General features: G+C 41.8%; 24 protein-coding genes. 11 read left to right on the forward strand and 13 right to left on the reverse strand.

The genetic code is table 11. The features are described 5' to 3' along the window. Position 1: 1 nt before the first annotated feature. From BUC20_RS29525 to gltX, 8 genes are all read right to left on the reverse strand, one after another. Complete coding sequence (locus BUC20_RS29525; RefSeq protein ID WP_073237108.1) at positions 2 to 370, reverse strand: response regulator; 369 nt, start codon at positions 368 to 370, stop codon at positions 2 to 4. A gap of 17 nt (positions 371 to 387) precedes the next feature. Continuing rightward, positions 388 to 951 (reverse strand): chemotaxis protein CheB, encoded by a 564-nt coding sequence (locus tag BUC20_RS29530; RefSeq protein WP_073237111.1) that lies wholly within the window; start codon positions 949 to 951, stop codon positions 388 to 390. Then, positions 951 to 1,772: a CheR family methyltransferase gene (locus BUC20_RS29535; protein WP_073237114.1), complete on the reverse strand. Its 822-nt coding sequence runs from the start codon at positions 1,770 to 1,772 to the stop codon at positions 951 to 953. Before BUC20_RS29535 ends, BUC20_RS29530 begins: the two co-directional genes overlap by 1 nt. Before the next feature lie 6 nt (positions 1,773 to 1,778). Then, positions 1,779 to 2,147, reverse strand: coding sequence for a response regulator (locus tag BUC20_RS29540; protein ID WP_073237116.1), 369 nt, complete (start codon positions 2,145 to 2,147; stop codon positions 1,779 to 1,781). Between the two features lie 27 nt (positions 2,148 to 2,174). Continuing rightward, on the reverse strand, positions 2,175 to 5,771 hold the full coding sequence (locus BUC20_RS29545; RefSeq protein WP_073237119.1) for a response regulator: 3,597 nt from the start codon (positions 5,769 to 5,771) through the stop codon (positions 2,175 to 2,177). 17 nt (positions 5,772 to 5,788) lie between these two features. Then, complete coding sequence (locus BUC20_RS29550) at positions 5,789 to 6,913, reverse strand: hybrid sensor histidine kinase/response regulator (protein ID WP_073237122.1); 1,125 nt, start codon at positions 6,911 to 6,913, stop codon at positions 5,789 to 5,791. 223 nt (positions 6,914 to 7,136) lie between these two features. Continuing rightward, positions 7,137 to 7,976 (reverse strand): KPN_02809 family neutral zinc metallopeptidase, encoded by an 840-nt coding sequence (ypfJ, locus tag BUC20_RS29555; protein ID WP_073237125.1) that lies wholly within the window; start codon positions 7,974 to 7,976, stop codon positions 7,137 to 7,139. Between the two features lie 72 nt (positions 7,977 to 8,048). Beyond that, positions 8,049 to 9,557, reverse strand: coding sequence for a glutamate--tRNA ligase (gene gltX, locus BUC20_RS29560; RefSeq protein ID WP_073237127.1), 1,509 nt, complete (start codon positions 9,555 to 9,557; stop codon positions 8,049 to 8,051). Positions 9,558 to 9,647: 90 nt separating this feature from the next. Here gltX and BUC20_RS29565 point away from each other — a divergent pair, with 90 nt between their 5' ends. The 6 genes from BUC20_RS29565 to BUC20_RS29590 all read left to right on the forward strand — a co-directional run bounded on the left by BUC20_RS29565 (position 9,648) and on the right by BUC20_RS29590 (position 13,481). Beyond that, the gene (locus BUC20_RS29565; protein ID WP_073237130.1) at positions 9,648 to 10,865 is read left to right on the forward strand and encodes a sensor histidine kinase; all 1,218 of its coding nucleotides are present in this window, start codon (positions 9,648 to 9,650) and stop codon (positions 10,863 to 10,865) included. Then, the gene (locus BUC20_RS29570; RefSeq protein WP_073237132.1) at positions 10,843 to 11,349 is read left to right on the forward strand and encodes a DinB family protein; all 507 of its coding nucleotides are present in this window, start codon (positions 10,843 to 10,845) and stop codon (positions 11,347 to 11,349) included. The genes BUC20_RS29565 and BUC20_RS29570 overlap by 23 nt, the downstream gene beginning before the upstream one ends. Beyond that, positions 11,349 to 11,774 (forward strand): hotdog fold thioesterase, encoded by a 426-nt coding sequence (locus BUC20_RS29575; protein WP_073237135.1) that lies wholly within the window; start codon positions 11,349 to 11,351, stop codon positions 11,772 to 11,774. The genes BUC20_RS29570 and BUC20_RS29575 overlap by 1 nt, the downstream gene beginning before the upstream one ends. A gap of 225 nt (positions 11,775 to 11,999) precedes the next feature. Further along, positions 12,000 to 12,359, forward strand: a complete 360-nt coding sequence (locus BUC20_RS29580; protein ID WP_234994623.1) for a DUF6249 domain-containing protein — start codon at positions 12,000 to 12,002, stop codon at positions 12,357 to 12,359. 58 nt (positions 12,360 to 12,417) lie between these two features. Next, the gene (locus tag BUC20_RS29585) at positions 12,418 to 12,999 is read left to right on the forward strand and encodes an RNA polymerase sigma factor (protein ID WP_073237141.1); all 582 of its coding nucleotides are present in this window, start codon (positions 12,418 to 12,420) and stop codon (positions 12,997 to 12,999) included. Between the two features lie 5 nt (positions 13,000 to 13,004). Next, entirely contained in the window at positions 13,005 to 13,481 is a 477-nt protein-coding gene (locus BUC20_RS29590) for an anti-sigma factor family protein (RefSeq protein ID WP_143166970.1), read from the forward strand. 67 nt (positions 13,482 to 13,548) lie between these two features. On the opposite strand, the gene BUC20_RS29595 is transcribed toward BUC20_RS29590, so the two are convergent. From BUC20_RS29595 to BUC20_RS29605, 3 genes are read right to left on the reverse strand one after another with little or no spacing between them, the layout of a single operon-like run. Beyond that, positions 13,549 to 14,103 (reverse strand): DUF2911 domain-containing protein, encoded by a 555-nt coding sequence (locus BUC20_RS29595; RefSeq protein ID WP_073237146.1) that lies wholly within the window; start codon positions 14,101 to 14,103, stop codon positions 13,549 to 13,551. Positions 14,104 to 14,133: 30 nt separating this feature from the next. Then, entirely contained in the window at positions 14,134 to 14,316 is a 183-nt protein-coding gene (locus BUC20_RS29600) for a hypothetical protein (protein ID WP_073237149.1), read from the reverse strand. Positions 14,317 to 14,371: 55 nt separating this feature from the next. Further along, positions 14,372 to 16,873 carry a bifunctional glycoside hydrolase family 9 protein/polysaccharide deacetylase gene (locus BUC20_RS29605; protein WP_073237152.1) on the reverse strand — a complete coding sequence of 834 codons (2,502 nt, stop codon included), beginning with the start codon at positions 16,871 to 16,873 and terminating at the stop codon, positions 14,372 to 14,374. A gap of 129 nt (positions 16,874 to 17,002) precedes the next feature. Between BUC20_RS29605 and BUC20_RS29610 the strand changes: the two genes are divergently transcribed. The 5 genes from BUC20_RS29610 to BUC20_RS29630 all read left to right on the forward strand — a co-directional run bounded on the left by BUC20_RS29610 (position 17,003) and on the right by BUC20_RS29630 (position 24,378). After that, the gene (locus BUC20_RS29610) at positions 17,003 to 17,629 is read left to right on the forward strand and encodes a TetR/AcrR family transcriptional regulator (protein ID WP_073237155.1); all 627 of its coding nucleotides are present in this window, start codon (positions 17,003 to 17,005) and stop codon (positions 17,627 to 17,629) included. Next, complete coding sequence (locus tag BUC20_RS29615) at positions 17,619 to 18,932, forward strand: TolC family protein (protein WP_073237158.1); 1,314 nt, start codon at positions 17,619 to 17,621, stop codon at positions 18,930 to 18,932. Before BUC20_RS29610 ends, BUC20_RS29615 begins: the two co-directional genes overlap by 11 nt. Before the next feature lie 21 nt (positions 18,933 to 18,953). Continuing rightward, a complete protein-coding gene (locus tag BUC20_RS29620) occupies positions 18,954 to 19,997 on the forward strand; it encodes an HlyD family secretion protein (RefSeq protein WP_073237161.1) in 1,044 nt (347 codons plus the stop codon). A gap of 4 nt (positions 19,998 to 20,001) precedes the next feature. After that, complete coding sequence (locus BUC20_RS29625; RefSeq protein ID WP_073237165.1) at positions 20,002 to 21,549, forward strand: DHA2 family efflux MFS transporter permease subunit; 1,548 nt, start codon at positions 20,002 to 20,004, stop codon at positions 21,547 to 21,549. 240 nt (positions 21,550 to 21,789) lie between these two features. Further along, positions 21,790 to 24,378 (forward strand): phosphoenolpyruvate carboxylase, encoded by a 2,589-nt coding sequence (locus tag BUC20_RS29630; RefSeq protein ID WP_073237168.1) that lies wholly within the window; start codon positions 21,790 to 21,792, stop codon positions 24,376 to 24,378. Positions 24,379 to 24,763: 385 nt separating this feature from the next. On the opposite strand, the gene BUC20_RS29635 is transcribed toward BUC20_RS29630, so the two are convergent. Both BUC20_RS29635 and BUC20_RS29640 read right to left on the reverse strand, forming a co-directional pair. Further along, the gene (locus tag BUC20_RS29635) at positions 24,764 to 25,348 is read right to left on the reverse strand and encodes a carboxymuconolactone decarboxylase family protein (RefSeq protein WP_073237634.1); all 585 of its coding nucleotides are present in this window, start codon (positions 25,346 to 25,348) and stop codon (positions 24,764 to 24,766) included. 78 nt (positions 25,349 to 25,426) lie between these two features. Further along, positions 25,427 to 25,972, reverse strand: coding sequence for a peroxiredoxin (locus BUC20_RS29640; RefSeq protein ID WP_069378343.1), 546 nt, complete (start codon positions 25,970 to 25,972; stop codon positions 25,427 to 25,429). Positions 25,973 to 26,031 lie beyond the last annotated feature (59 nt).

Raw genomic sequence — 26,031 nt, forward strand, 5'->3', positions numbered from 1 at the left:
ATTATAAACCCAGATGCTTGTTGATGATATTCTCCAGTTCCTGAATATCAAAAGGTTTCGACAAATACCCATCAGCCCCTGCTTGTTCGGCCAATGACTTCACATCGTTGTTGGCCGTAAAATAAATAACCGGAATGCTTTTTAAGGTTGGGTGGCTTTTCAACTCCCTCGTTGCATCAATTCCGCCAACATCCGGCAGCCAGTTGTCCATAAAGATGATATCCGGCATATAAGCCATCACCTGGTCAACGATCTGATTGGATGTTGATGATGTATTAATCTCAAATCCTGCATCTTCCAGAATGATGGTACATAACTCCAGTATATCGGCATTATCATCAAATACAAAAACCTTTTTTGAATTCCCCATGTATTGTTTTTTATAATCTATCGCAGTAAATTTATAAATTCTGCGACATCTTCAATGCGTAAAATACGATCTATTTCTACATGCTTTTTTGCCTGTTCAGGCATATAGGCTACCTGGGCAGAATCAGGATCCTGAATAACCGCCTTCCCAGCCCATGCTTTCACGGTTTTTAGTCCTTTTACCCCATCTGCGTTTGAGCCGGAAAGCAACAGACAAACCAGGTTACTTTTATAGGCTTCGGCAGCAGTTTGAAAGGTTACATCAATTGCAGGCCTGGAATAATTCACTTTTTCGGAATAATCCAGCGAAAATGTCCGGTCCATTTCTATCAATAAGTGATAGTCTGAGGGCGCAATATATATTGTTCCGGCAACAATTTTCTCCTTCTCATCGACTTCTTTCACAATGAGTTTTGTTCTGGAAGAAAGTAAATCCGGCAATAAGGAATCCGCACCATGTTTTCTGTGGATTACAATCACAATGGGAAAAGGAATATCCGGGCGGATATCAGGCAGCACCCTTAACAGTACATCCAGACTTCCCGCAGAACCTCCCACAATAAATGCTTCACATTTCCCCATTAGCTAACTTTCCTCCATATTTTATTGGCTGGCAATCGTTTATATTTTTTATTGATCTGCGAAAATTCTATCGTCTCTTTAGTTCCCAATGCCAGGTAGCCCAGGTCTTCAAGACTTTCATCAAACAATCCGAGTACATTATTCTGAAGATCGCGGTCAAAATAGATCAGGACGTTCCTGCAAAGGATCAGCTGAAATTCATTAAAGGAATGGTCCGATACCAGATTGTGCGTAGAAAAAATGATTTTCTGTTTCAGTTCTTCATCGAACTTTGCCAGAGAGTAGTTGGCGCTGTAATATCCGGAGAAATCCATTGTTCCGCCTGAGGCAATATAATTCTCTGAATATTGTTTCATTTGTCCTAAAGCAAACATACCCTGAGCTGCTTTTTCCAGCACAGATGGGTTTAAATCTGTTGCATAGATCAGCGATTTGTGCAGCAGGTTCAGTTCCTTTAAAACGATGGAGATGGAATACGCCTCTTCTCCGGTTGAACAGCCCGCCAGCCAGATCCGGATAAAAGGATAAGTCCCAAGCTTTGGAAGGACCGTTTCCCTCAGTGTTTTAAAGAATTGAGGATCCCTGAACATTTCCGTCACGTTTACAGTAATCTGCTCTACAAATCGTTTAAAATAGGTTGGATCATTATTTACTTTATACCGGAATTCGGCAAAACTCAGCGATTTATCCAGGGAATACAGCCTGATGATTCTTCTTTTTAAGGAAGCTCTAGAATATCCGGTAAAGTCGTACCCATATTGCTCCAGAAGATCTGAAAGCAGGATTTCGACTTGTTCATCATTCACAACGGGTAATTCCAAATCTGATTAGATATACTGGGTAAGTAATTTTGTTAATTCCTCTACATTGATTGGCTTGGAGACATAACCAACGGCTCCTGCATTGATACAACGTTCTCTGTCGCCAACCATAGCCTGGGCAGTCACAGCGATGACCGGGATATCTTTCAGCTCCGGATGGCCATTCATTTCAGCCATGGCCTGATACCCATCCATTCCAGGCATCATCATGTCCATCAATACCACCGCTATTCCTTTTTCATTTTTCAAAAGGTCGAGACCTTCTTCTCCTCCGGTTGCAGATACACATTTGTATCCTTTTGCTCTTAATACTGCGGACAGGGCAAAAATGTTCCTGTTGTCGTCGTCTACTATTAATATTTTGCTATCGGCCATATATTTAAAATACGGTGAATATTCTGTTTAAATCTTATCGTAAAGCCAAACCCTGAGTAAAGAAATCAACTGATCGATATCTACGGGTTTGGAAATGTAATCGGAAGCACCTGCGGCAATGCATTTCTCACGGTCTCCCATCATTGCTTTGGCAGTAACAGCCAAAACAGGCAAATGTTTGTAAGCATTGATCTTTCTGATTTCTCTTGTGCTTTCATATCCGTCCATCTCCGGCATCATCATGTCCATCAGCACAATATCTACCATTGGATTTTCTTTAAGGATCTGGAGCGCTTCTTTTCCATCCGTTGCCGCCAGCACTTTCATTTTATGCTGTTCCAAGGCTTTGGTGAGGGAAAAGATATTCCGGACATCATCATCCGCAATCAGTACCGTTTTATTATTCAGCACCTCATAAAGCCCTCCAAGCCTGTCTGAAATCGGTTTTTTAGTCTTCCCTTCAGTTTGTTTTTCTTCTACCAGATGTAGAAAAAGCCCAGCTTCATCTAAAATACGCTGATAAGAGTGGGCTGTTTTTACCACTATAGAATCGGCATATTGTTTAATTCTGATTTCTTCTCCTTTGGACAGGTTTTTACCTGTAAAAATGATGATCGGCAAATTTTCCAATCCTTCACTCTTTTTAATCGTCTCCAGGGTTTCGTAAGCATTTTTGTCGGGAATACCCATGTCCAGAATGACACAGTCTACCTCTTTTTTATGGAGTGCACCGATACTTTGTCCCACATTATTGACCACCTCAGTCTGAATGTTGTAATTACTTAAAAAATAACTCAGCGCTTCTGCATGCTGCTTATTTTCTTCTACAATCAATACCTTTTTCGGAGAGCGGCTCAACGCATCTTCCAGTTTCTGGAAAATATTCTTCATTTGTTCCAGTGCGACCGGTTTATTGATGAAGTCAACCGCTCCTTTCAACAGGCTTTCCTTTTTCACTTCCAGAGAAGACATGATGTGTACCGGGATAGGTTTGGTTGCCGGATTAGACTTCAGCTCTTCCATCACCTGCCAGCCATCTTTAACCGGCAATTGGATATCCAGCAATATGGCTAAGGGTCTATAACGGTTTGCCAGCTCGATTCCAACATCTCCCCTAACTGCCACGATGCCTTTATAGTTTCTTTTTCGGGTAAAACTTAAAAGTGTTTTGGCAAAATTGGTGTCGTCTTCAATGATCAGGATAACTTTATCCCCAGCCTGAATTTCGTGCCTGTCATCTTCAATTTCCTGAGGGATTTTATCCACCGTAAACCGCTCTTCCGGCTCTTCGGTTACTTTTTCCACATAAGGGGCCGGAGGGATCAACTCCTCTTCGGGGCTATGGCTGATGGCGTCCGATTGGCTAACTGGTAAGGTCAGGGTAAACTCACTTCCAACATGCTCTTTACTACTCAGGTCAATTTCCCCTCCCAATAGCTTGGCCAGCTCTCTGCTGATCGACAGTCCGAGTCCTGTGCCGCCAAAATTCCTGCGGGTAGAACCATCAGCTTGCTGAAATGCTTCGAAAATAAGACCTTGCTTATCGGCAGGAATTCCGATTCCGGTATCCGTAACTTTAAACAACACAAATTTATTTGTGTCATCTTTTCTGATCGTCAGGCTCACTTTTCCCTTACCCGTAAATTTAATTGCATTGGAAAGCAGGTTTTTCAGCACTTGTTCAAGCCGCATCTTATCGGTATGAATGTTTGGCAGGTTTTCTTCTACCTCCACAATCAGCTGTAATTTTTTGTTTTCTGCCACAGGTGCAAAAAGAGAACGCATGTCTGTGGAGACTTCGCCCATCGTCACTTCTGCAAACTCCAGCTTCATTTTTCCGGCCTCAATCTTAGATAAATCGAGAATTTCATCAATCAGCGCCAATAATCCCTGACCGGAGCTCTGGATCACTTCTGCATATTCAATATATTCCGCATCCAGATCTTTATTGTCAGACATCAGCTTGGAAAGCAAGAGTATGGAATTTAATGGTGTCCTTAGCTCATGAGACATATTCGCCAGGAATTCCGATTTGTATTTCGTGCTTTGTTCCAGTTGCTCAGCCTTATGCTGAATGTCCATGTTTCTTTCCTGGATCAGTTGATTCTTTTCTTCCAGTAAACTGGTCCGTTCTTCCAGTTCCTGGTTGCTTTGAAGCAATTCTTCCTGTTGTACCCTCAGTTCTTCTTCAGAGGTCTGGATCTTTTGGGTTTGTGCTTCCAGCTCCGCATTCAGTCCTTCCAGCTCACTATGTTGTGCTTGTAATTCCTCGGCCTGTGCCTGGGTTTCTTCCAGAAATTCCTGGAGTTTTTTACGGTTTTGGGACACATGAACCGCAACTCCGATATTCGTTGAAATGTTATGTAAAAACTCCAGTTGCAAGGGGCTAAAGGTATTTAAAGACCCTAATTCTATAACGCCAACCACCTGTTCATTACGAAATACAGGCACAGCAACTACGTTCCTGGGCCTCGTATGGCCTGCGGCATAACTGATCGTTAACTCCTCATTGGGAATGTCATTGATCAGGATCTGTTTTGCCGATTTCCAAACCTGTCCGGCAAGTCCTTCTCCAAGCTTCAAGTTGCTTTTTTTCTCTTGTTCCAACAGGGCATAACCTGCGATTAAATCCAGATGAGTGTCTTCTTCTAATAGATAAAAGGCCGCAACGTGGCTCTTGGTATGTATAACTATACTTTCTAAAATATCATTTGCGAGTTCAGGGACGCTTTTTTCACCCACCATCTGATCATTCAGATTTGCAATTCCTGATTGCAGCCATTCTTTGTCTTCTAAAAGGGCAAAGGAATATTGTAAAGATTCTGCCATGGAATTCAGTGAAATGGCCACCTTGCCTAAATCATCTTTCTGATCCTGGTCCAGTCTGACATGGTAATCTCCTTTAGAAATCTGCGCGGCAAGATCGCGGATCATCTTTACCCTCCGCTCAATTTCTTTATTGATATTTTTTAGATCATCTTCCAGCTTCAACCGCTCATTGAAATCTGTAGAAACCCTGCGGTAAAAGAAGATGGTAATCAGAATTGCTAATATGGCCGCAAAAACAATGAGAATCGGGGTATAACCCGCCAGCTTATTTAAATCAGCAGTACGGTCTTCGAGCAGACGTTTTTCTTCGGTTTCCATGCTCTTGATAACTGCGCGGGCACTATCCATATAACTTTTGCCATTCAGTAACTCTGCAACGGTTACGTTTCCACCACGTTTTTTAATGGCGATGGTTTCTTCAAGAATACTTAAGCGCTCTTTGATGAGTTCATTCAGCTTAACTACATTTTTTTGCTGAACAGGGTTATCCTTTGTCTGCTCTCCAACGGTTTCCAGTAAGGTCAATGATCGCCCTTTGGCCCCATCATAAGGATCTAAAAACACCTTGTCGCCAGTCAGCAAAAAACCACGCTGCCCGGTTTCTGCATCTTTTAAAGTAGAAATCACCTCTTCCAGTCCATCGATAACTTCATTGCTATGTTTAACCATCTCTGAAGTCCTGATCAGGCTTCTGATGCTATTGTAGGAAGCGAGCGAACTGATGAACAGTAAGAGCAATGACAGGCCCAATCCAACGCGCAGGTTTCCTTTTAAAGATTTTTGCTTATTTTGCATACTAAGGGTTTGTAATTTTAATCCGCCTCGGATGTAGCGTATAATGGAATACTAAAATAAAATTCTGAACCTTCTCCCGGGGCACTCCTGACTCCAACTTCACCATCGTGTCTTCTGATAATCTCCGCTGAAATATAAAGGCCAATTCCCAGTCCCTGGAAATGGATGGCTGTCTCTTCTACCCTATAAAACTTTTCAAATACATTCTTTTGCTGATCGGCATTGATCCCAATTCCAAAATCTTTAACTCCTACATAAATGTGTTCTCCCCGTTCTTCCACCTTGATATGGATCTCGTCGGTACCAGGAGAATATTTAATGGCATTGGTTAAAAAGTTAATGATGACTTGTTCTATCCGCATTTCATCTGCACAGATTTCCCTTTTGGCGGTCCCTGTTTTGATGATTTTAAATTCCGGATTTGACTGATGGATGATCTCAGTGACGCTATCCAGCAAGGTATCCATCATAAATGGCTGTTTGTTGAATTTCAGTTTGCCACTTTCGATCTTTGAGATGTCGAGCAGATCTGTGATCAGCTCATTGAGCTTTTCCAGTTGCACCTGGGCTTTCACCAGATGTTTTTTTAAAGTAGGAACATCACCTTTATCAATGCTCCTTTCCAGCAATTGCACATATCCTTTGACACTGGTTAGCGGGGTTTTCAGTTCATGACTGGCGATACTAATGAATTCATCTTTTTTCCGCTCTGCCTGTTTACGGAACTCAATCTCATCCAGTAATGCTTTCTGAATTTCGATCAATTTCCGGCTTTGTTCATAGATGCGGTAAAAGGTTTTCACCTTCAGGAGCAAAATGTCCATATCTACCGGCTTCGTGATGTAATCAAGCCCTCCGGAGGAATACCCCTTGGTAATAAATTTATTTTCGGTATTTGCCGCGGACAGAAAGATGATGGCTGTTTCCCGGGCTTTACTATAGCCCGATATCGCTTCTGCAACCTCAAATCCGTCCATTCCCGGCATTTGTACGTCAAGAATAATCAGTACATATTCATTTTTCAGAACTTTCTTTAAGGCCTCTTCTCCTGATGATGCGGTATCTACTTCAAAATTATTTTTCTCCAGAACCTTTTTTAGTGAAATCAGGTTCTCGGGGGTATCATCTACAATTAGTATCATTATTAGAAATAAATAAGGCCGCTGAATCTCTCAGTTGCCAATGCATAATTGTGCAATAGTTTAATGCTAAAGTTATACAAGTTTGAAGAATAAAAGGTGATCAACGCCCTATTATATCAAAAAACTTGCAAATAGCTTGCAGCTCTTTTTCAAAATAAACGCATGAGGGGCTATTATATGATTAGAAATCGATCCCGCTGGTCGTTTTATTTGAAAACGGGATTTAAAGCTGACTGGAATTAAAGGTATCCCCTTGTTTGATGTCGCCGGATTCAAAACCTTTCTTAAACCAGAACATTCGCTGAGCAGAGGTTCCATGTGTAAAAGCATCAGGCACAACTTCTCCCTGGGCTTGCTTTTGCAGTTTATCGTCGCCGATCGCATTTGCAGCAGTCAAAGCTTCATCAATGTCTCCTTCTTCCAGTCTGAAATCTTTTAAATTTTGTGCGTGATTAGCCCAAAGTCCGGCAAAGAAATCTGCCTGCAGCTCCAGTTTAACAGATAAACGGTTGTATTCTTTTTCACTGATCTGCCCCCTCATCCGCTGCATTTTTTCTGAGATGCCAAGCAGGTTCTGGACATGATGTCCTACTTCATGGGCAATGACATAAGCCTGGGCAAAATCACCCGCAGCTCCAAAACGGTTTTGTAAATCCTGATAGAAACTCAGGTCGATATATATTTTATGATCTCCGGGGCAATAAAATGGTCCTACTGCAGCGCTGGCATTTCCACAAGCTGAAGAGACACTATTTGTAAACAATCTCATGACTGGCTTCTCGTAAGTTTTGCCCATCTCAGCAAATTGCTGTTCCCAAACCAGATTCGTAGATTGCAATACACCATTTACGAACTTCCCTTCTGCATCTGTGGGATCACCTTTTTTTATCTCTTGCTGCCCGACTCCTTCCAGTGGCAACTGACTAACTAATCCGGTCAGGTCCTGCCCAAAAAACAGTCCAACGACCACAACCAGGATACCTATTCCACCACCGATCATCCCACCGCTAGGTTTACCCCGTCCATCTTCAATATTTCCACTTCCTTTACCGAACCACTGCATATAAATTTCGTTTAAATTGGTTTACAAAAATCTGGGACAATTGTTATACCAATTTAAACGAAAAATCCCGGATTATTCAAATGCAGTTAATGCATTCTTTATTCTTTGGGTCGTTTCTTCAGCACCTAATGCAACCGCAATATCGAATACCCCAGGTCCGAATTTACCGCCAACCAACATGATTCTAAATGGTAGCATCAGCTCTCCTGGCTTGAAATTATGCGCTGTAGCGAGCTCTTTGAACTTTTCTTCCAGTTCCACTGCTGACAAACCTTCGGAAATCAATGCGGTGTATTCGTTAAAAAACACTCCTTTTTCTACGGTCCATTTTGGCTTTACCGCAGGTAAATCATATTCCTGAGGGGCAATAAAAAAATATGCACTTTGTGGAATAAAGTCTGTTAACAGGTGGCAACGATCTTTAATCAGGTCAATGACCTTCCCAAGATAGGCATCGTCTTTAATCTCTGTCCCCTGAGCAGCAAAAGCATCTTTTACGATGGGTAATAGCTGCATGGCGTCACTCTGTTTAATCCATTCGTGGTTGTACCATTTGGCTTTTTCAAAGTCGAACTTTGCGCCTGCTTTACTGATACGTTCTACAGAGAATTTCTCTATTAAATCGGCCATAGAGAAGATTTCCTGGTCCGTTCCGTCATTCCAGCCCAGCATGGCCAATAAATTCACAAAAGCTTCCGGCATAAAGCCAAGCTCCTTAAATCCTTTAGTAAGATCTCCGGTTTTAGGATCAGTCCAGTTTTGCGCGTAAACAGGGAACCCAAGGCGGTCACCATCACGTTTGCTCAACTTTCCATTTCCATCAGGTTTCAGGATTAAAGGTAAATGTACCCATTGAGGCATCACATCTTCCCAGCCCAGGTACCTCCAGAGTAAAATATGTATCGGAGCAGATGGCAACCATTCTTCACCTCTGAAGATGTGACTGATTTCCATCGCTTTATCATCAGCAACAACAGCCAGATGGTAAGTTGGCATTCCATCTGCTTTTAGTAAAACCTTATCGTCAACAAGATTGGTATCAAAACTAACATGACCTCTGATCAGATCCGTGAAGGAAACCAATTCGTTTGCAGGCATTTTTATCCGCACAACATGAGGGGTATTTGCTGCTAAAAGTGCCGCAACTTCCGCCTCAGTTAAAGTCAGTGAGTTCCTCATTTCTCCACGGGTAGCCAATCCATAAGTAAAATTAGGGATCTCTTTACGTTTGGTATCCAGCTCTTCCGGGGTATCGAAAGCGTAATAAGCATAGCCATCAGCAATCAGCTGGTCTGCATATTGTTTGTAAGTAGATTTACGCTCGCTCTGACGATAGGGCTCAAAAGCACCTCCTGCCTGCGGACTTTCATCGGGCGACATGCCACACCATTTCAGACAAGAAACAATGTACTCTTCTGCACCTTCTACAAAGCGCGTCTGATCGGTATCTTCTACCCTTAAGACAAAAGTTCCATTGTGTTTCTTAGCGAACAAATAATTAAACAAAGCGGTACGTACACCACCCAAATGCAACCCGCCTGTTGGGCTGGGGGCAAATCTTACTCTTACTTTCTTTTCCATAATTACGATTTGCAAAGATATATTTTTTACCGCGTTACCTTTCTATTCATCAATCTTTGAATGCTATTTTGTAATTTGCCCTCATAACTTATGAATCCATACGAAAAAAAACGCCGCTGGAAATTCTTCTTACTCTTCTTTGCCATCGTGATTGGCACTGCATCTGTTTTATATAGCGACTTTTTTGTAAAAAAAATGGAACGTGAAGAGCGGATGCAATTTCAGCTATATGTAAAAGTAACGGAGAAGACTATGGCGATGTACGATGATGAGAATACAACAGACCTCATCGACCTGATTCGTACCAATACCAAATTACCGATCATCATCGTCGGTTCGGAAGGGAATATCCTTACTTATCAGGGCCTGGACTCTACCAAAACCAATTATGATCTTCAAAAAAAAGATGGAAGAATCTATGATCCGGCTTATTTTGTCAGGGAACTGAACACCATGAAGGAACAACATCCCCCTACTCCGATTATAGGCCTGGATGGCAGCAGGTGGTATATTTATTATAAAGACTCTCCCACATTAACCCAGCTACGCTATTTCCCCTACATACAGTTAGGCGTTATCGGCTTATTCTTACTTACAGCTTATGTAGCTTTCAGCTCAGCAAGAAAGGCCGAACAGGATCAGGTATGGGTGGGGATGGCCAAAGAAACAGCGCATCAGCTGGGAACCCCGATTTCTTCCCTCATGGCCTGGGTAGAATTGATGAAATCCCGTTTTAATGCAGAGGACGATCCACTGATAGCCGAAATGGAGAATGACATCAAGCGACTCGAGGTCATTACGGACCGCTTTTCTAAAATCGGCTCCAAACCTATGGTAGAAGATCATGTGGTTTATACTGTGATCTATAATTTTGTAGAATACTTCAAACTTCGCACCTCAGATAAGATCATCTTCACCATTACCGGAGATGAACAGGTCCGGGCATTACTCAATGTCCCTCTTTTCGATTGGGTAATTGAGAATCTGTTAAAAAATGCAGCAAATGCCATTGAGAATGAAGGATCAATTACCATTAACATCATTGAAAACCTCACTAAAGAGGAAGTATTTATTGATGTGACAGATACCGGAAGGGGCATTGCCAGATCAAAATTTGATGCCGTATTTCAACCTGGATATACCACAAGAAAGCGCGGCTGGGGTCTGGGACTATCCCTGACTAAAAGGATTATCGAAAATTATCATAACGGACAGATCTTTGTCAAAGATTCCGAACTGGAAAAAGGGACAACTTTCCGAATCATCTTAAAAAGCAGCATTACCTATGAACCGACCTCAAACACATGAGTATCCCGCATGGGCGGAAACTTACATCAGTAAAGTCTCAGGAGATGATATTCTGGGAATATTAGAAAAGCAAGCCACAGAATTCCCTGACTTTCTTAATGACCTGATTGAAAAAGCTGATTATGCTTACCAGCCTGGCAAATGGACGGTTAAAGAAATGGCCGGACATATTATTGATACAGAACGGATTCTTGTTTATCGTTTAACCTGTTTTGCCAGGGCAGAACAACATGCTTTACCCGGTTTTGACGAGGATGATTATGTTGCAAATGCGCATTTTTCTGACCGTAGCCTGCTTAGCCTCTCAGAAGAATTCTCCTTACTCAGAAAAGCAAATATGTACCTCTTTAAATCCCTGAACGAGCATGAACTGGACAGAAGCGGAACGGCTTCAGATCGTCAGATTTCCGTAAGGGCACTTTTATTTGTGATCGCGGGTCACCTGATGCACCACATTATGATTCTTAAAGAAAGGTATATCTGATGTGGTTCTCAGCATTTACCCCGACACAACTAAACGACCGGCCAAAAAATCATTTGGGAGGCCTGCTGGACATACAATTTACAGAAGTTGGCCCTGACTTCTTAACGGCTACCATGCCTGTGGATGAACGGACACATCAACCTGCCGGAATTCTTCACGGAGGCGCCTCTGTGGTACTCGCAGAAACACTTGGAAGCATCGCTTCCTACATGTGCATCGATCCGGAAAAATATCAGGCTGTAGGCCTGGAAATTAATGCCAACCATTTAAGGCCCGTCAAAAGCGGTCTGGTTACCGGAATTTGTAAGCCCTTACATATTGGGGCAAAAACCCATGTCTGGGAAATTAAAATCTATAATGACAAGGGAAAAATGAATTGCATCAGCCGTTTAACAGTTGCCGTAATTTCAAAACCTCAAGGATAAAACCGGAAAATCCGGTTTTATTGTAATTTATTTTATATCTTTTTTTGCTCAAATTATTGTGCCAGATCTCTCCTGATTGCCATTTAAGCCCTTACCTCTCTTTCTTTTTAAGCCTAAATTCTTTTTTTTTCAAAAGGCCTGTAACCTGATTGATTCTCATGTGGTCATAGCTTACAGAACATCAGTTCAGATAAACGGATCTTTAACAATTAAATAGAAAATAAAATGGGACCAGAAGTAATCGTACCGGTAACAATGTTTGTATGTACCACTGCCTTAGTGTTCGGCCTTAGGTACATGTCTAATAAAGAAAAGATGGCAATGATTGAACGTGGTTTGGAACCTAGCTTCAAACCAAGGGCCAGTGCCCCGAAACCTTTCGTCAGCTTAAAATTTGGCTTACTGTTGGTCGGTTTAGGCTTAGGCTTATTGATTGCACTCTTCACAGTAAGAGCAACAGGTTTAGATGATGATGAAGGAGTTGCAGTTTATTTTGGATGCCTGAGCATCTGTGGAGGTTTAGGATTAATCCTATCTTATGTAGTAGAGAAGAACTGGTTGGACAAACAAAAAGACCTCAACTAGCTTTCTCCTTAACAAACCTACAAACCTCTCTAAAAAAGACGCGCGTCTTAAAAAATATATGCAGCAAAAGCAATCGGATATCGATTTAATTACTGAAGTCCTGGCAGGCAATACCTCGGTATACTCCGAATTGGTAAAACGTCATCAGCGCTTTGTATTTACATTGGCCATGCGTTTCTCCAAGAACAGAGAAGATGCAGAAGAGATTGCACAGGATTGTTTCATTAAAGCCTACCGTGCCCTGGGAACTTATAAACAAACCGCCAAATTTTCTACCTGGTTGTATACCATCACTTATACCACTTCCATGAGTTTCTTACGCAAGAAACGTGTGGATGTACAATCTATTGATGCTGAGGACAGCCTCATTCAACTGGAAAATCACATTTCCGACTTTAACGCAGACAGCGTTGAAAAAAAATCGGGATATGTATACCTTAATCAGGCGATAGCCTTATTATCTGCTGATGATGCGAGCATCATTACCTTATTTTACCAGGGAGAACAAAGCCTGGAAGAAATCGGGAAAGCCCTGAAGATGGAAAGTAATACCGTGAAAGTAAAATTACATCGCGCCAGGATCAGGTTAAAAGAGAAATTACAATATTTGTTAAAAGATGAAGTAAAGGAGTTATTATGATAACGATGGAAGAAGAAATCTGGGATTATATTGATGGCAACAGCAGCCCTGAGCAGGCCCTTGCCATACAGGCTAAAATAGCCAATGACCCCGCTTACAGTTCTTTATACGAAGAGCTTCTTGCAATTAATGACCAGATGAACGGGCTTGATCTTGAGGAACCTTCTATGTCCTTCACCAGAAACGTGATGGACCAGGTAAAACTGGAAATCGCCCCCGTATCCCTGAAAACAAAGGTAGATACACGGATCATTTATGGCATTGCTGCATTTTTTATCCTTGCCATAGTCTCCATACTCGGCTATGTACTGAGCAACACGACCTTTACTTTCCCGGAAATGAAATTTAACATGGGCTTCCAGATGGAGCAAATTGACTTCGGAAAGTATGTAAGTCCTACATTTATAAAGATATTCCTTTTTGTGGACCTGTTACTGGCCCTGGCCTTTCTGGACAGCTACCTAAGGCGCAAAAGAGCCTAAGCAAAATCAGCTTAAATACAAAAGGCCCGGTAAATGATACCGGGCCTTTTACATATTTTATATTTTTCTATTTGACAGTTACCGGAAGTTCAACTACCGTTTTATCCCATGCAATCACCAGGTTAGCCCCTTCAGATTGAGGTGTAAAAGTCATAGACAGGGCTTCTACCGGCTGAGGTAATGTTTTAACAGGCACCTCTACCCTTACCACGTCTTTTGCTTCATTGTAGGTATAAGCACCCCAACGATCGGTTTGCTTATTAACGATCATTACCCATTTGTCTTTTTCCGGAATGGCATATAAGCTATAAGTACCTGCCTTAATCTTTTTTCCGCCAATCACTACATTTTTGAAGAATTTGATTTCGGTACATTCATTCGCTCCTAATCTCCATATCTTTCCATATTGTTCCAATACACCAAAGATTTCACGTCCTTTTCTGCTTGGTCTGGAATAAACTACTTTAATTGAAGGGCTGGAATCATCTTTTACTTTTGCCGCATTTAAGGGGAAATAAACGATGTCTGCCGGACTCGGGTCTAATGCCGGAAGTTTCATCTCCTGTGCCTGGGCAAAGGTAGAAATCAAGGCAAAAACAGCTATAAAGCTTAGTTTTTTCATTAAAAAAAAGAGTTATACGATAACCGGGAATTAATATTCGCGTCCTTTAACAATACCATTTAAGAAAATAGCACCGAAAATAAATCCGATAATACCTCCTAAAACAGACCATAGAAAGCCGCCTGAGATTATTGCTGCAGTCAAAATGCCGAAAACCAGGCCTAAAACGTAATAAACCCAATCAAAACTGTTGTTCTCTTCTTGTTTAGTCATCTTTTTAATACTTAGGCCCCAAAGATATTGATTTATTTCAAAATAGAAAGCAACACTACCTTAACAAATCAGGAACACTGACCAATTGATACCCTTTTTCCTTTAGATACAGAATCAACCGCTCCAGATGGGCGTAAAATTTATCTTTCCTTTTTTCATCCGTTCCTACATGGATCAATAACATGAACCCATTTAAAGAGGCTTTCTTTTCATAATCTACAATGGATTGATAAATTTCTTCAGTTCCCAGATATCTTGTCCCCATTTCCGGCCAGGTATAATCAGCATTAGACCGTGTTCCCGGAGAATAATTAATCAGTGTCAATCCCATTTCCTTTGTCCAGTTGCTGATGGTCTGGTTGTACCATTCGTAAGGGGGCAAAAAGAATTTAGCCTGAGTCTGAGGAATACCAAACCTCGCCATTGCCTCATAATTGGCTTTCAGGTCTTTTTCAAATGTAGCCTGATCAATGAGTAAGTGGCTTCTGTCTTTCCAATCAGCATACAAAAGATGTTCATTAGAATGTGCCCCAAGGTAATGCCCTTGCTGATGTATTTTTTTTATGTCCTCGCTAAATCCCGGATTATTATAAAATGAACCTGTAAAAAAGAAAGAGCCCTTCACATGATTTTTTTCCAAAACCTGTCTGATTTGACCTAATCCATCCGCAAATTCATGTCCGGTGAATACCAGGGCCAATTCTTTTTTTGAACTGTCTCCCCGGATAATTGCCCCCTGATCAGTTTTAAACCTGGGATTTTGGGAAAGCGTTCTGTGATCATATGCTGCCAGCAGGTAGACCAGTGAAGCGGTTCCATCCATCGTAGGCTCATTGGTACTATAATCACCAAAATCGTCATGATAAACCGCCAGGTCCGACTGAAATGCCGCATACTCATCCTCTTCGTATAGTTTAATTCCAATCAGGTTCTTATAAATACTTCCATAAACCGGTCCGTCTACCAATCCTCCGTCCAGTGGATAATTATGCAAATGACTAAATGCGGAATGTGGGTTTTCCGGAGTATCTCCCCATTCCGGCAAACCATAAACCATAGATGTCCCCCAGGGGTTGCAACCAAATAACCAGTCAAAATTTGCCTGAGCGAACTCTTCATAAGTTTCATCTCTGCTGGCGTTAACATACAAATAGCTTTGAATTGCAAAAGAGGCTGTCAGGTTGTTTGAGCACCATATAAATGGTATTCCTCTATAAAAAGCATTGTTTTTTGCCTTATTCCATACGCGTTCAATGCCTTCCTTGTAATATCCGGTAAGCAGTTCTCTTTTTTCCGGATCGTTCTTTATGGCTTCATAATGTCCAAAATTGTGAAACGGATACCATTGGTAATGTCTGGCTGTATCCGCTCCCATCCAGGGACTTACTTTTTCTCTTCCGGCATATTCCAGTGCCTGTTTACGGTATTTTTGCTGAGCGGTTTCCTGATAAAGCATGGCCGCAGCCAGTTCCATATCATCAGACCAATTGTCTTCTTCATAAAAATAAGGTGCCCGATTAGGTGCAGTCTGCTGTACCCCCAGTTTTTTCAACCCCAGAAGATACGCGGACTGCGACTTATCAAGGAGCAATTTGGCATATTTTTGATCTTTCCGGCGAAAAATACCGCTCCCCAGAGCAAAGGCACTGCTGAATTTACCGGCAATTGAAGCCACACCATTTGACCTGTTTTTAAACTTTCCAAGCCCCTGAGCTTGTCCATTGGCAAAATAAACGGGTCTTTCAGCTCCCTTACCATATGAAACGTTATCCTTATTCGGCAAACGTAATCCACTATGGTCCCTGTCGTCTGCAATCTGATGAAACAACCAGTCTTTTTTAGGATGCATTTTGAGCAGCCAATCCAGACCCCATCTTGCCTCATCCAATACATCTGCCTGCCCATTCTTTCCTGATAAACCATTGTGCTGATATCCATCGTCAAAAACATCGGGGAAATCCCGGTAAGCAGCCAGCAGGTGATAAGTTGCATTTGCTGAAGTAGTGGCATACTGTAAATAATCGGAAGCATCATGCCAGCCTCCACTTACATCTATATGTGTACTGTCGGGCATAGGTCCATACATCGTATACCCGTCCCTGGTATGACAACTGTCTTTCAGGTAAGGGTTAAATCCGCTCCTCTGCTGTCGCAGGTAGCGTAAAGCAAAGTCCGCAGCATGACGGTATACTTCATCATTAATGATCAGCTCCGGAGATTCCACATCCCCTGTTCGAATCACATAACGTCCGGGCTGTTTAAATTCGCTAAAATTCAGGCGGCATGAATTCTTAAAAGGACCGTATGCTCCGTAACATCTGACCGATTTTGAACTGAAAACGATCTTGCCTTTTTCTTTGTCCAGAATCTGAAAACTTTCAGGTATCTTTTCTGTTTTACTAAGCCAGACCGCTACTTTTTTCGATTCTTGCTGATACCCTACAAGATTTATTCGGATCCATGTTTCTTTTTCCTTTTGAAAAGATTTTCTATGAGAAGAAAGGAGAATTAACGAAATAAAGCCACAACAGCAGCATAATAACCACTTATTTTTCATACAAACCTATTTTGTTAGCTTTTTTAAAAATACATAATCTGTCAGCATTTGGTAAATTAATTGGGGAGATCTTCAGAACACCATAAACTAATCAATCGATTGATTAATTTTGTCGCGTCAAATTTAAGAATGGAAAAAATAGATAAAAAGGCGAACATCCTGGAGGCGGCTGAAAGGCTGTTTACAGAGTTGGGTTACGAGGGGACTTCTACCCGTCAGATCGCAAAAGAATCAGGGGCAAACATGTCTATGATCAACTATTATTTTGGATCAAAGGAAGGTGTATTCATGGAAATCATGTCTCAACGAATAATTGATTTCAATAATCAGCTTACCAGCATCAGTCAGGATAAGCTCTCAGGAATGGAAAAGCTGCTCAAAGTGATCGAAGGTTATGCCAAGCGCATCTTATGCAATCATGGTCTTCACAAAATGATGCATCGGGAACTCTCTCTTTCTCAGCGACCTGAAATGTTTTTAAAAGTAAAGAATACCATAGCCAGCAACCTTATTGTCATTGAACAAATCATTACTGATGGCATTGAGGATGGCAGTTTCAGACCTGTAGATGTACGGATGCTGATTGCCACCCTGATGGGAACAATTAGTCATGTGGCCATTTCTCCTTCAAAAATTACTTATGGAACCAGCCTGGACATCAATAATCCGGAAGACAGAGATCTCATTACCGTCCGTCTGATCGCCCATTTGAAAGATCTTCTCACTATGTATTTAACACCCCAAAATGATAAGTAGAATTAAATTAAGTGCCATAGCATTGCTCCTGCCGGGCATGTTATATGCTCAAAGCACAAAAAATCTGAGCTTAACCGAGGCCATACAGCTCGGTGTGGAGAACAGTAAGAACCTGAAGCGTTCCCAAAACAAGATCGACGAGTCTGTGGCCAAACTCAATATGGCTAAAGACAATGCGCTCCCAACGGCAGAAGCTTCATTTCTTTACAACCATGCTGAAATTCCAACCAATCAGCTGAGCATAGGCGGGGCAAACCCAATACACCTTCCAAACCGTGCAGATGCATTTGTGGGAACCCTGGGCGTTAAAGAACTGATCTATGGCGGTGGAAAATTAAGGTATGCAGAGGAGTCTACCAGACTGCTTACTGAGGTTGCGCGTCTGGATGCAGACAAAGACAAAGAGGAGATCAGCTACGCGGTCATCAACACTTACTATTCCCTGTTTAAAGTTCTTCAAAGCAAAAAGGTGGTTGCCCAGAACCTGGAATCTATCGCCAGTCAGCTGAAACAGGCAGAAAGATTTTTCAGCCAGGGCATCGTGACTAAAAACGACGTATTGAGGTTCCAGCTCCAGCAAGCCAACGTTTCCCTGACAGAAATGGAGATCGAAAACAACAGAAAAATCCTCAATTATAATCTGGACATTCTCCTGGGCATTAATGAAGATACAGAGGTTGTTCCGGCAGATCCTAATGACAACCTTAAAAGTGTAGGCCCCCTAACCGGTTACCTGGACATTGCCCTGGCCAATCGCCAGGAGATGAAGCAGTTTGACATCAGAAATAAAGTAGCAGATGTAAACATCAAATCAGTAAAGGCGAATACCTTACCTACTGTGGGTGTGGGTGCGGACTTATATTACATTAACCCAAGTGGCAAATTTATTCCTCCAACCAATCAGTTTATTGTGCCCATGACACTTTCGGCTAACGTTTCCTGGAATATAGGAACCCTTTGGACCAACAAACACAAGATCACTGATGCGAAGATTCAACAAAAGGATGTCGAGTTTCAAAAAGACATCTTTTCCGATCAGGTGAAAACGGAGATCAACAGAAATTATCAAAACTATCAGCTGGCTGTAAATAAGATTAAGGTGCTCGAGACTTCTATTGCACAGGCAACAGAGAACGACAAATTGCTGGCTTCCAAATATAAAAACAACGTTGCTTCGGCGATCGACAGAATCGACGCAGAAACACTGTTGTACCAGGCAAAGATCAATCTTGAATTGGCAAAGGCGGATGCCGGACTGGCCTATTATACTTTATTAAAATCCACAGGAAAAATTTCCCAATAAAAAACCTTAATACAAACTCCAATGACAACTGAAAAGAAAAAAAAGAATATAGTAATCCCCATCATATTAGCGGTATTAATCATAATTGGGGCCGTATTTGGTATCAAAGAATACATTTATTACAGCAAACACGTAGATACTGACGATGCACAGATCGATGGAGATATCAGTCCTGTGGTAGCCCGGGTTGGCGGATATGTCAAAGACATCAATTTTGAAGAAAACACGCTTGTAAAAGCCGGAGATGTGCTGGTTAAGCTGGATGACAGCGATTATAAGGTAAAACTGGAGCAAGCTCAGGCAGGTCAGCTGGGTGCAAGTGCAGGCGTTGGGGTTTCCCAGTCGCAGATTGCCGCTACTGCAGCAAATACCAGTACTGCCAAAGCCAATATTGAAGCTGCAAGGGTAAAACTTTCACTGGCACAGAAAGATTATGCACGTTATGCCAACTTAGTAAAAGACGGATCGATTACACAACAACAATTCGATCAGGCAAAAGCACAAAAAGAATCTGCTGAAGCTGCTTTCGCTGCTGCAAATGATCAATATACAGCAGCAGTAAAACAAGTAGGAACAACTCAATCGCAGTTGGCTGTAAGCCACAATGGAGTAACTCAACGCCAGTCGGATGTGGATTTTGCGAAATTGCAATTGTCTTACACAGATATCAAAGCCCCTGCAACAGGAATCGTTTCTAAAAAGAATGTTCAGAAGGGACAACTGGTACAGGCCGGTCAGTCGTTATTTTCCATTGTTAACGACAACAGCATTTATGTAACTGCAAATTTTAAAGAAACCCAGTTAGAGGACATCAACCCTGGTTTAAAGGTAAAAGTAGAAGTAGATGCCTATCCAAACGCGGATGTACAGGGGGAGGTTTACAATTTCGCACCAATTACAGGAGCAAAAGGATCCCTTCTTCCTCCGGATAATGCCACTGGTAACTTCGTGAAAGTTGTACAACGTGTTCCGGTAAAAATTAAGATCACCAACGCACCAAAAGATATTCTGGCCAAACTACGTCCAGGAATGAGTGTTAAGGTTTCGGTATCTACAAAAGATTAAAAAAATGGCCGAGAAAGGTTTAAAAAAATGGGTTATCACGTTTACGGTGATCACGGCCTCGCTATTGGAGCTGATCGATACCACCATTGTAAACGTTGCTATACCTCAAATACAAGGTAACTTAGGTGCAACCCTTGAGGATGTCGCCTGGTTGTCTACCGGTTATGCGGTTGCCAACGTAATTGTCCTGCCCATGTCGGGTTGGCTGGGCAGCCGCTTCGGACGAAAAAATTATTTCCTCTTTTCCATCATCCTCTTTACCATCGCCTCCTTCCTCTGCGGTAATGCCACCAACCTGGAAGAGCTGATCGCCTTCAGGATCCTGCAAGGGCTTGCGGGAGGTGGATTGATCTCCACAGCACAGGCAATCTTAATTGAAACCTGGCCGCGTGAGGATGTAGGTATTGCCACGGCTTTATTTGGATTGGGAGCAGTAGTTGGTCCGACGGTAGGTCCCACTATTGGTGGTTACCTCCTGGAAATCAGTTCATGGCCATGGATATTTTACGTAAACATCCCGATAGGGATTCTCGCGGCTTATTGTACCTATGCTTTTGTCAGGGAAACGCCTAAGGACGGAAAAGGAATGCCGGTAGACTGGTGGGGAATTGTACTTCTTGCCCTTGCAGTAGGAAGCTTGCAAACGGTACTGGAGAAAGGAGAAAGTGAAGACTGGTTCGCCACTCCTTATATTACGGCCCTTGCGGTGACTTCCGTACTGGGAGTCTTACTTTTCATCTGGAGAGAACTGAGTACAGATCATCCAATCGTGAATTTTAAGATCATGAGACACCGGAGCTTTTCGGTGGGAATGTTCACTTCCTTCATTTTAGGCTTCGGTTTATACGGTTCAGTATTCGTATTCCCGATCTTCTGTCAGAATCTATTGGGTTTCTCTGCCTTACAAACCGGAGAGCTCCTGTTCCCGGGTGGCCTTTGTACGATTGTGATGATGCCTTTCATTGGGATTATGCTGAAGAAAAACGTACCTGCGCAGTTTATGGCTACAATCGGGATGTTTCTTTTCTTCGTATTCTGTTCCATGCTGAGCAAATCTACATTACAATCCGGAACCGGTGATTTCTTCCTGCCATTGGTGATCAGAGGTGTCGGTATGGCACTATTATTTGTTCCATTGACAACCCTGGCCATTCAGGACCTTAAGGGTGCTGAAATCGGACAAGGATCTGGTCTGAACAACATGATGAGACAACTGGGCGGTTCCTTTGGTATTGCCGCTTTAACGACGCTGATCCACGTTCGTCAGGGCTTTCACCGCAGCAATTTACTTGTTAATGTGAATGAATATAACCCGGCATTTACGGATAGGTTTAATGGCTTTATCCATAACTTCATGGCAAAAGGATACAATTATCTTGATGCTAAAGTTCTGGCCACTAAAGCCATCGAAGGCACAGTCACAAAACAAAGTTTATTGCTCACTTATAGCGATGCTTACTGGGTCGCAGGATTGGTGTTATTGTGCTCAATTCCGCTGCTATATTTACAGAAATTCAAGAAGAATGTCGCCATTCCGGCAGATGTCCACTAATTAAAACGGGCGTTAGGATTTATCCTGACGCCCGTTTTACCCAAAAAAATAACAATTAATTTTACTTCATTTGTGGCCCTGGGCCTCAAAATCCGCACATACTTTTAAAAGGGTTTGTTTAACCTCTATAAATCTAAGATACAGAATTCTGCGAAAAAATTCAAATTAATTAATTGAGTCTTTTCGCAGTTTTTTGGATCATTTTTGGTACTTTAAGCTCGAAAAAATGATCCATATAAAATGATGCAGAAACAACGCGCAAAAGGTCAGAGAGAATCTGTTTTTAACAATGAAGTTGTATCCAGATTTGAACTTTATAACAGCCTTTTCCTTACCCTTCCCTTCTACAAAGTAAAAGACACCGGAACCCTACTTCCATTATTCATTAAATATTGTGAAGACGGTGTCAAGAATCACGAAACGCCGGCAGGAATCATTAATGCATTTTTTGAAAAGTATACTCAGCATAATTCTAAGAAAGACATTATCGATTTGCTTTTCCGCTTCATTCAATATATCGAACGTCAGGTCGTATTGTTTGATGCTGTTGAAGATGCCTCCTTCAATAAACTAAATGCAGATGAAGAACACAGTGCTTTATTGGTTTATCTGAAGAAGGGAATTGACAACAAAGCCCTGAACGAAAAAATAGAAAAATTAATTGACGAGTTTTCTCTACGCCTGGTATTAACAGCCCACCCCACCCAGTTTTATCCCGGAAGTGTGCTGTCGATCATCACCGATCTGACCTCGGCGATAAAAACCAATGATATTTCCACCATCAACCAATTGTTGCAGCAACTGGGAAAAACGCCGTTTTTCAATAAAAAATCACCTACCCCGGTAGATGAGGCGCTGAGCCTGGCCTGGTACCTGGAGAACGTGTTCTACTTCGCCGCAGCAAATATTCAATCAGAAATTGATCAAAGCCTAAACGACTATAACCTGGAATCCAAAAAGATCATAGAACTGGGCTTCTGGCCTGGAGGAGATCGCGATGGAAATCCAAATGTACATACAGACTCGACCATTCAGGTGTCTAAAATGCTTCGTCAGATACTCTTCAGGTGTTATTACAGGGATTTCAGAAACCTGAAACGCCGCATCACCTTCAGAGGAGTAGAAGACAATATTTCCCTGGTTCATGATGTGCTGTACAAAAATGCTTTTGATCCCAATATGGAGACCGAAAACATCGCCGATTTCTTAATAGAAAATCTGAATAAAATAAAAACCACCCTTGTAGAAGACCATGACGGCTTATTTTCTGACCTGGTTTCAGACCTGGTGCGTAAGGTAGAGCTGTATGGCAGTCACTTCGCCTCACTGGACATCAGACAGGACAGCAGGGTACTGAGAGATGTTCATGCCTATTGCCGCAACAACAAACCCATCAACGCCTTATATCCTGAAAACTACGATACCCTGAGCGAAGAAGAAAAAATCAAAGCCCTCGTATTTAAAAGTGCAAAGGTCAATTACACGGAACAACCCGGTTCTTTAACAAAAGATACGCTGGAAACCATTGCAGAGATCAAACAGATCCAGCAAAGCAATGGGGAGATGGCCTGTCACAGGTTCATCATCAGTAATTGTCAGCAGGCCAGTGATATTTTACAACTGATGGAACTGTTCCTGTGGAACGGATGGACAGAAGAAGATCTGAGTATAGACTTCGTTCCTCTTTTTGAGACTGTTCATGACCTTGCCGATGCTGCACAAATTATGGAAACGCTATACAGCCACCCTTTCTATAAAAAGCACCTTGCCAACAGAGGCGGGAAACAACACATCATGCTGGGCTTTTCTGACAGTACCAAAGATGGTGGTTACTTAATGGCCAACTGGTCTATTTTTAATGCAAAAGTAGCGCTTACAACTACCGCTGATAAACACAACATACAACTGGCTTTCTTTGATGGCCGAGGCGGACCTCCCTCAAGAGGAGGGGGCAAAACCCATCGTTTCTATTCCTCTATGGGGAAAGAAATTGCCAATAAAAATATTCAGTTAACGATTCAGGGGCAAACGATCAGTTCTCAATACGGTTCCATCGATAGCGCGGAATTCAATATGGAACAGCTGATCAATGCAGGGATTTCTGCAGGAATCAAAGAAAAACACAACATCCTGTTAGACCCCCTACATAAGAACTTATTAGATGAAATGGCTACAGAAAGCTACGAATCCTATGTTTCTCTTCGTAAACATCCTTTATTTCTGAGCTATCTGGAGAAATTTTCCCCTTTAACACTGCTTTCCAAAATTACCATCAGCAGCAGGCCCGTAAAACGAAATTCAGGAGGCTCTTTAAAACTGGAAGACCTGAGGGCAATTAGCTTTGTAACCGCATGGAGTCAGTTAAAACAGAATATTCCCGGTTTTTATGGAATTGGAACCGCATTAAAAAACCAGGAAAAACAAGGCAACTGGGATAAAGTCGTTAAGACCTATCAGGAATCCGGATATTTTAAAACCATTATCGACAATTGTATGATGTCGATGAGCAAAGCCGATTTCGCCATTACTGCCCATTTTGCAAACGACAAAGAGTATGGGGCTTTCTGGAAAATGCTTTATGATGAATTTGAGCTATCTAAGACGCTCTTATTAAAGCTGTCCGGACATGAGACCTTAATGGAGAATTACCCGGTTGAGAAGCGCTCTATTTCCGTTAGGGAGAAGATCGTACTTCCATTGGTCCTGATCCAGCATTACGCCTTAGAACAACTGCAGACCGAAGTCACAGAGGAAGAACAACAATCTCTGGAAAAACTATCCATCAGGACCGTCTATGGCATCGTAAATGCTGGTAGGAATCTCGCTTAACTTATAAAAAAAAGGAACTACTCTTTTCATCCCCGAATCTTTGCTGAAGGGCAAATATTCGAATGTCTTCGAAGGGTAGTTCTTTTTTATAAAATCCTGCTCCATCGGTTGGGGGCTAGCTAAAGGTAAAATCCGGGGACAGCAGATTAGTAAGTTAATACAAAGATCAAGCAGATATATCCATCAGAACTATGCTATGAAATTTTTAGGTTAGGCCGCTTCCAAAGGAACTTCATTTCACAAAAAAAGAAGCGTTCTATGAAAAGGCCTAGAAAATTTTGCGCTCCTTCAGCGTAAAAGATTTCAGCCTTTGAATAGTAATGCTTCTTTTTTAAGTAATACTTTTTTAGTGAAGACCGACTTATTCTGGCCTTAACGCGGAATACTAGTAAATCACTTTGCCTGCTGAGGTAACGATTGAGGCGATACGAACAGCATCAAACACTCTCTCTTCTGTTGCACCTAAAGCAAGGATAGATTTCTCATGTGCATTCACACACATTTCGCATCCGTTAACCGCTGATACAGCGATGCTCATCAACTCAAAGAACTCTTTCCCTGTAACAGGGCTGCTCATAATCTGCATGCGTACACGGGCAGGAATTTGCGTATATTTCTCTTTTCCTGTAAAGTGGCGGAAACGATAGAATACATTGTTCAATGCCAGTAATGAGGCACATCCTACTGCTTCAGCGATCTCTTCCGCAGTTGCTTCTTTCGTTACAGCCAGTTTTTCAAAGAAATCAGTAAGGACTTTGTTATTGTTATTTACAGCGATGCTTAAAGCAATCAGCGCGCATTCTTTATCTGTCAGGTGCCCTGAAGTAAAAGTACTGCTGAAATTTAGTTTTAAATCACGTACGTATCTGGAATTTCCTTTTTCTAAAAGGATCAGACTTTCATTTCTATAATCAGGCTCAAGGCCTACCAGGGCTAGTAATTCCTGGATGGTTTCTGTCACTTCGCTCATGGTATTCAGATTTTTTGGGTAAAAGAAATCCCTGCAAAAATGCATTTTACAGGGATTCTCATTATTTTGAACAGTAAATTATACAGTTAATGTTTCCTGACCTTTTTCCCAGTTGCAAGGACAAAGTTCGTCAGTTTGCAAAGCATCAAGTACTCTGATTACTTCTTTAACGTTACGGCCAACGCTTAAATCATTTACACTTGCCCAACGAACGATACCTTGAGGATCGATGATGAAAGTAGCACGGTAAGCGATTTTTTCATTTGGCTCTAAAATATCTAAAGCTTCAGCTAAAGATTTAGAAGTATCTGCTAACATTGGGAATTTCAAACCACGTAAATCATCATGGTTGTTTCTCCAGGCAGCGTGAACAAACTCAGAATCCGTAGATGCACCGATTAAGGTCGTATCACGGTCACGGAATTCGCCATAATTGTTGTTAAATTCAGCGATTTCTGTAGGGCAAACGAAAGTAAAATCTTTTGGCCACCAGAACATACAAGTCCATTGGTTGTTGTCGTTGATTAAAGAATCTGAAGTTAAAGTTTCGAATTCTTTACCTTTTTCTATGCTTACTACAGCGGTTTTCGAGAATGATGGAAATTGTTGACCTATATTTATCATAATGTTTTTTTTTCGTTGCACAAAGGTAAGGCTATATCCCCTCAAATGCAACCAAATTT

It is taken from the genome of Pedobacter caeni, assembly GCF_900129215.1.
Lineage (GTDB): Bacteria > Bacteroidota > Bacteroidia > Sphingobacteriales > Sphingobacteriaceae > Pedobacter > Pedobacter caeni.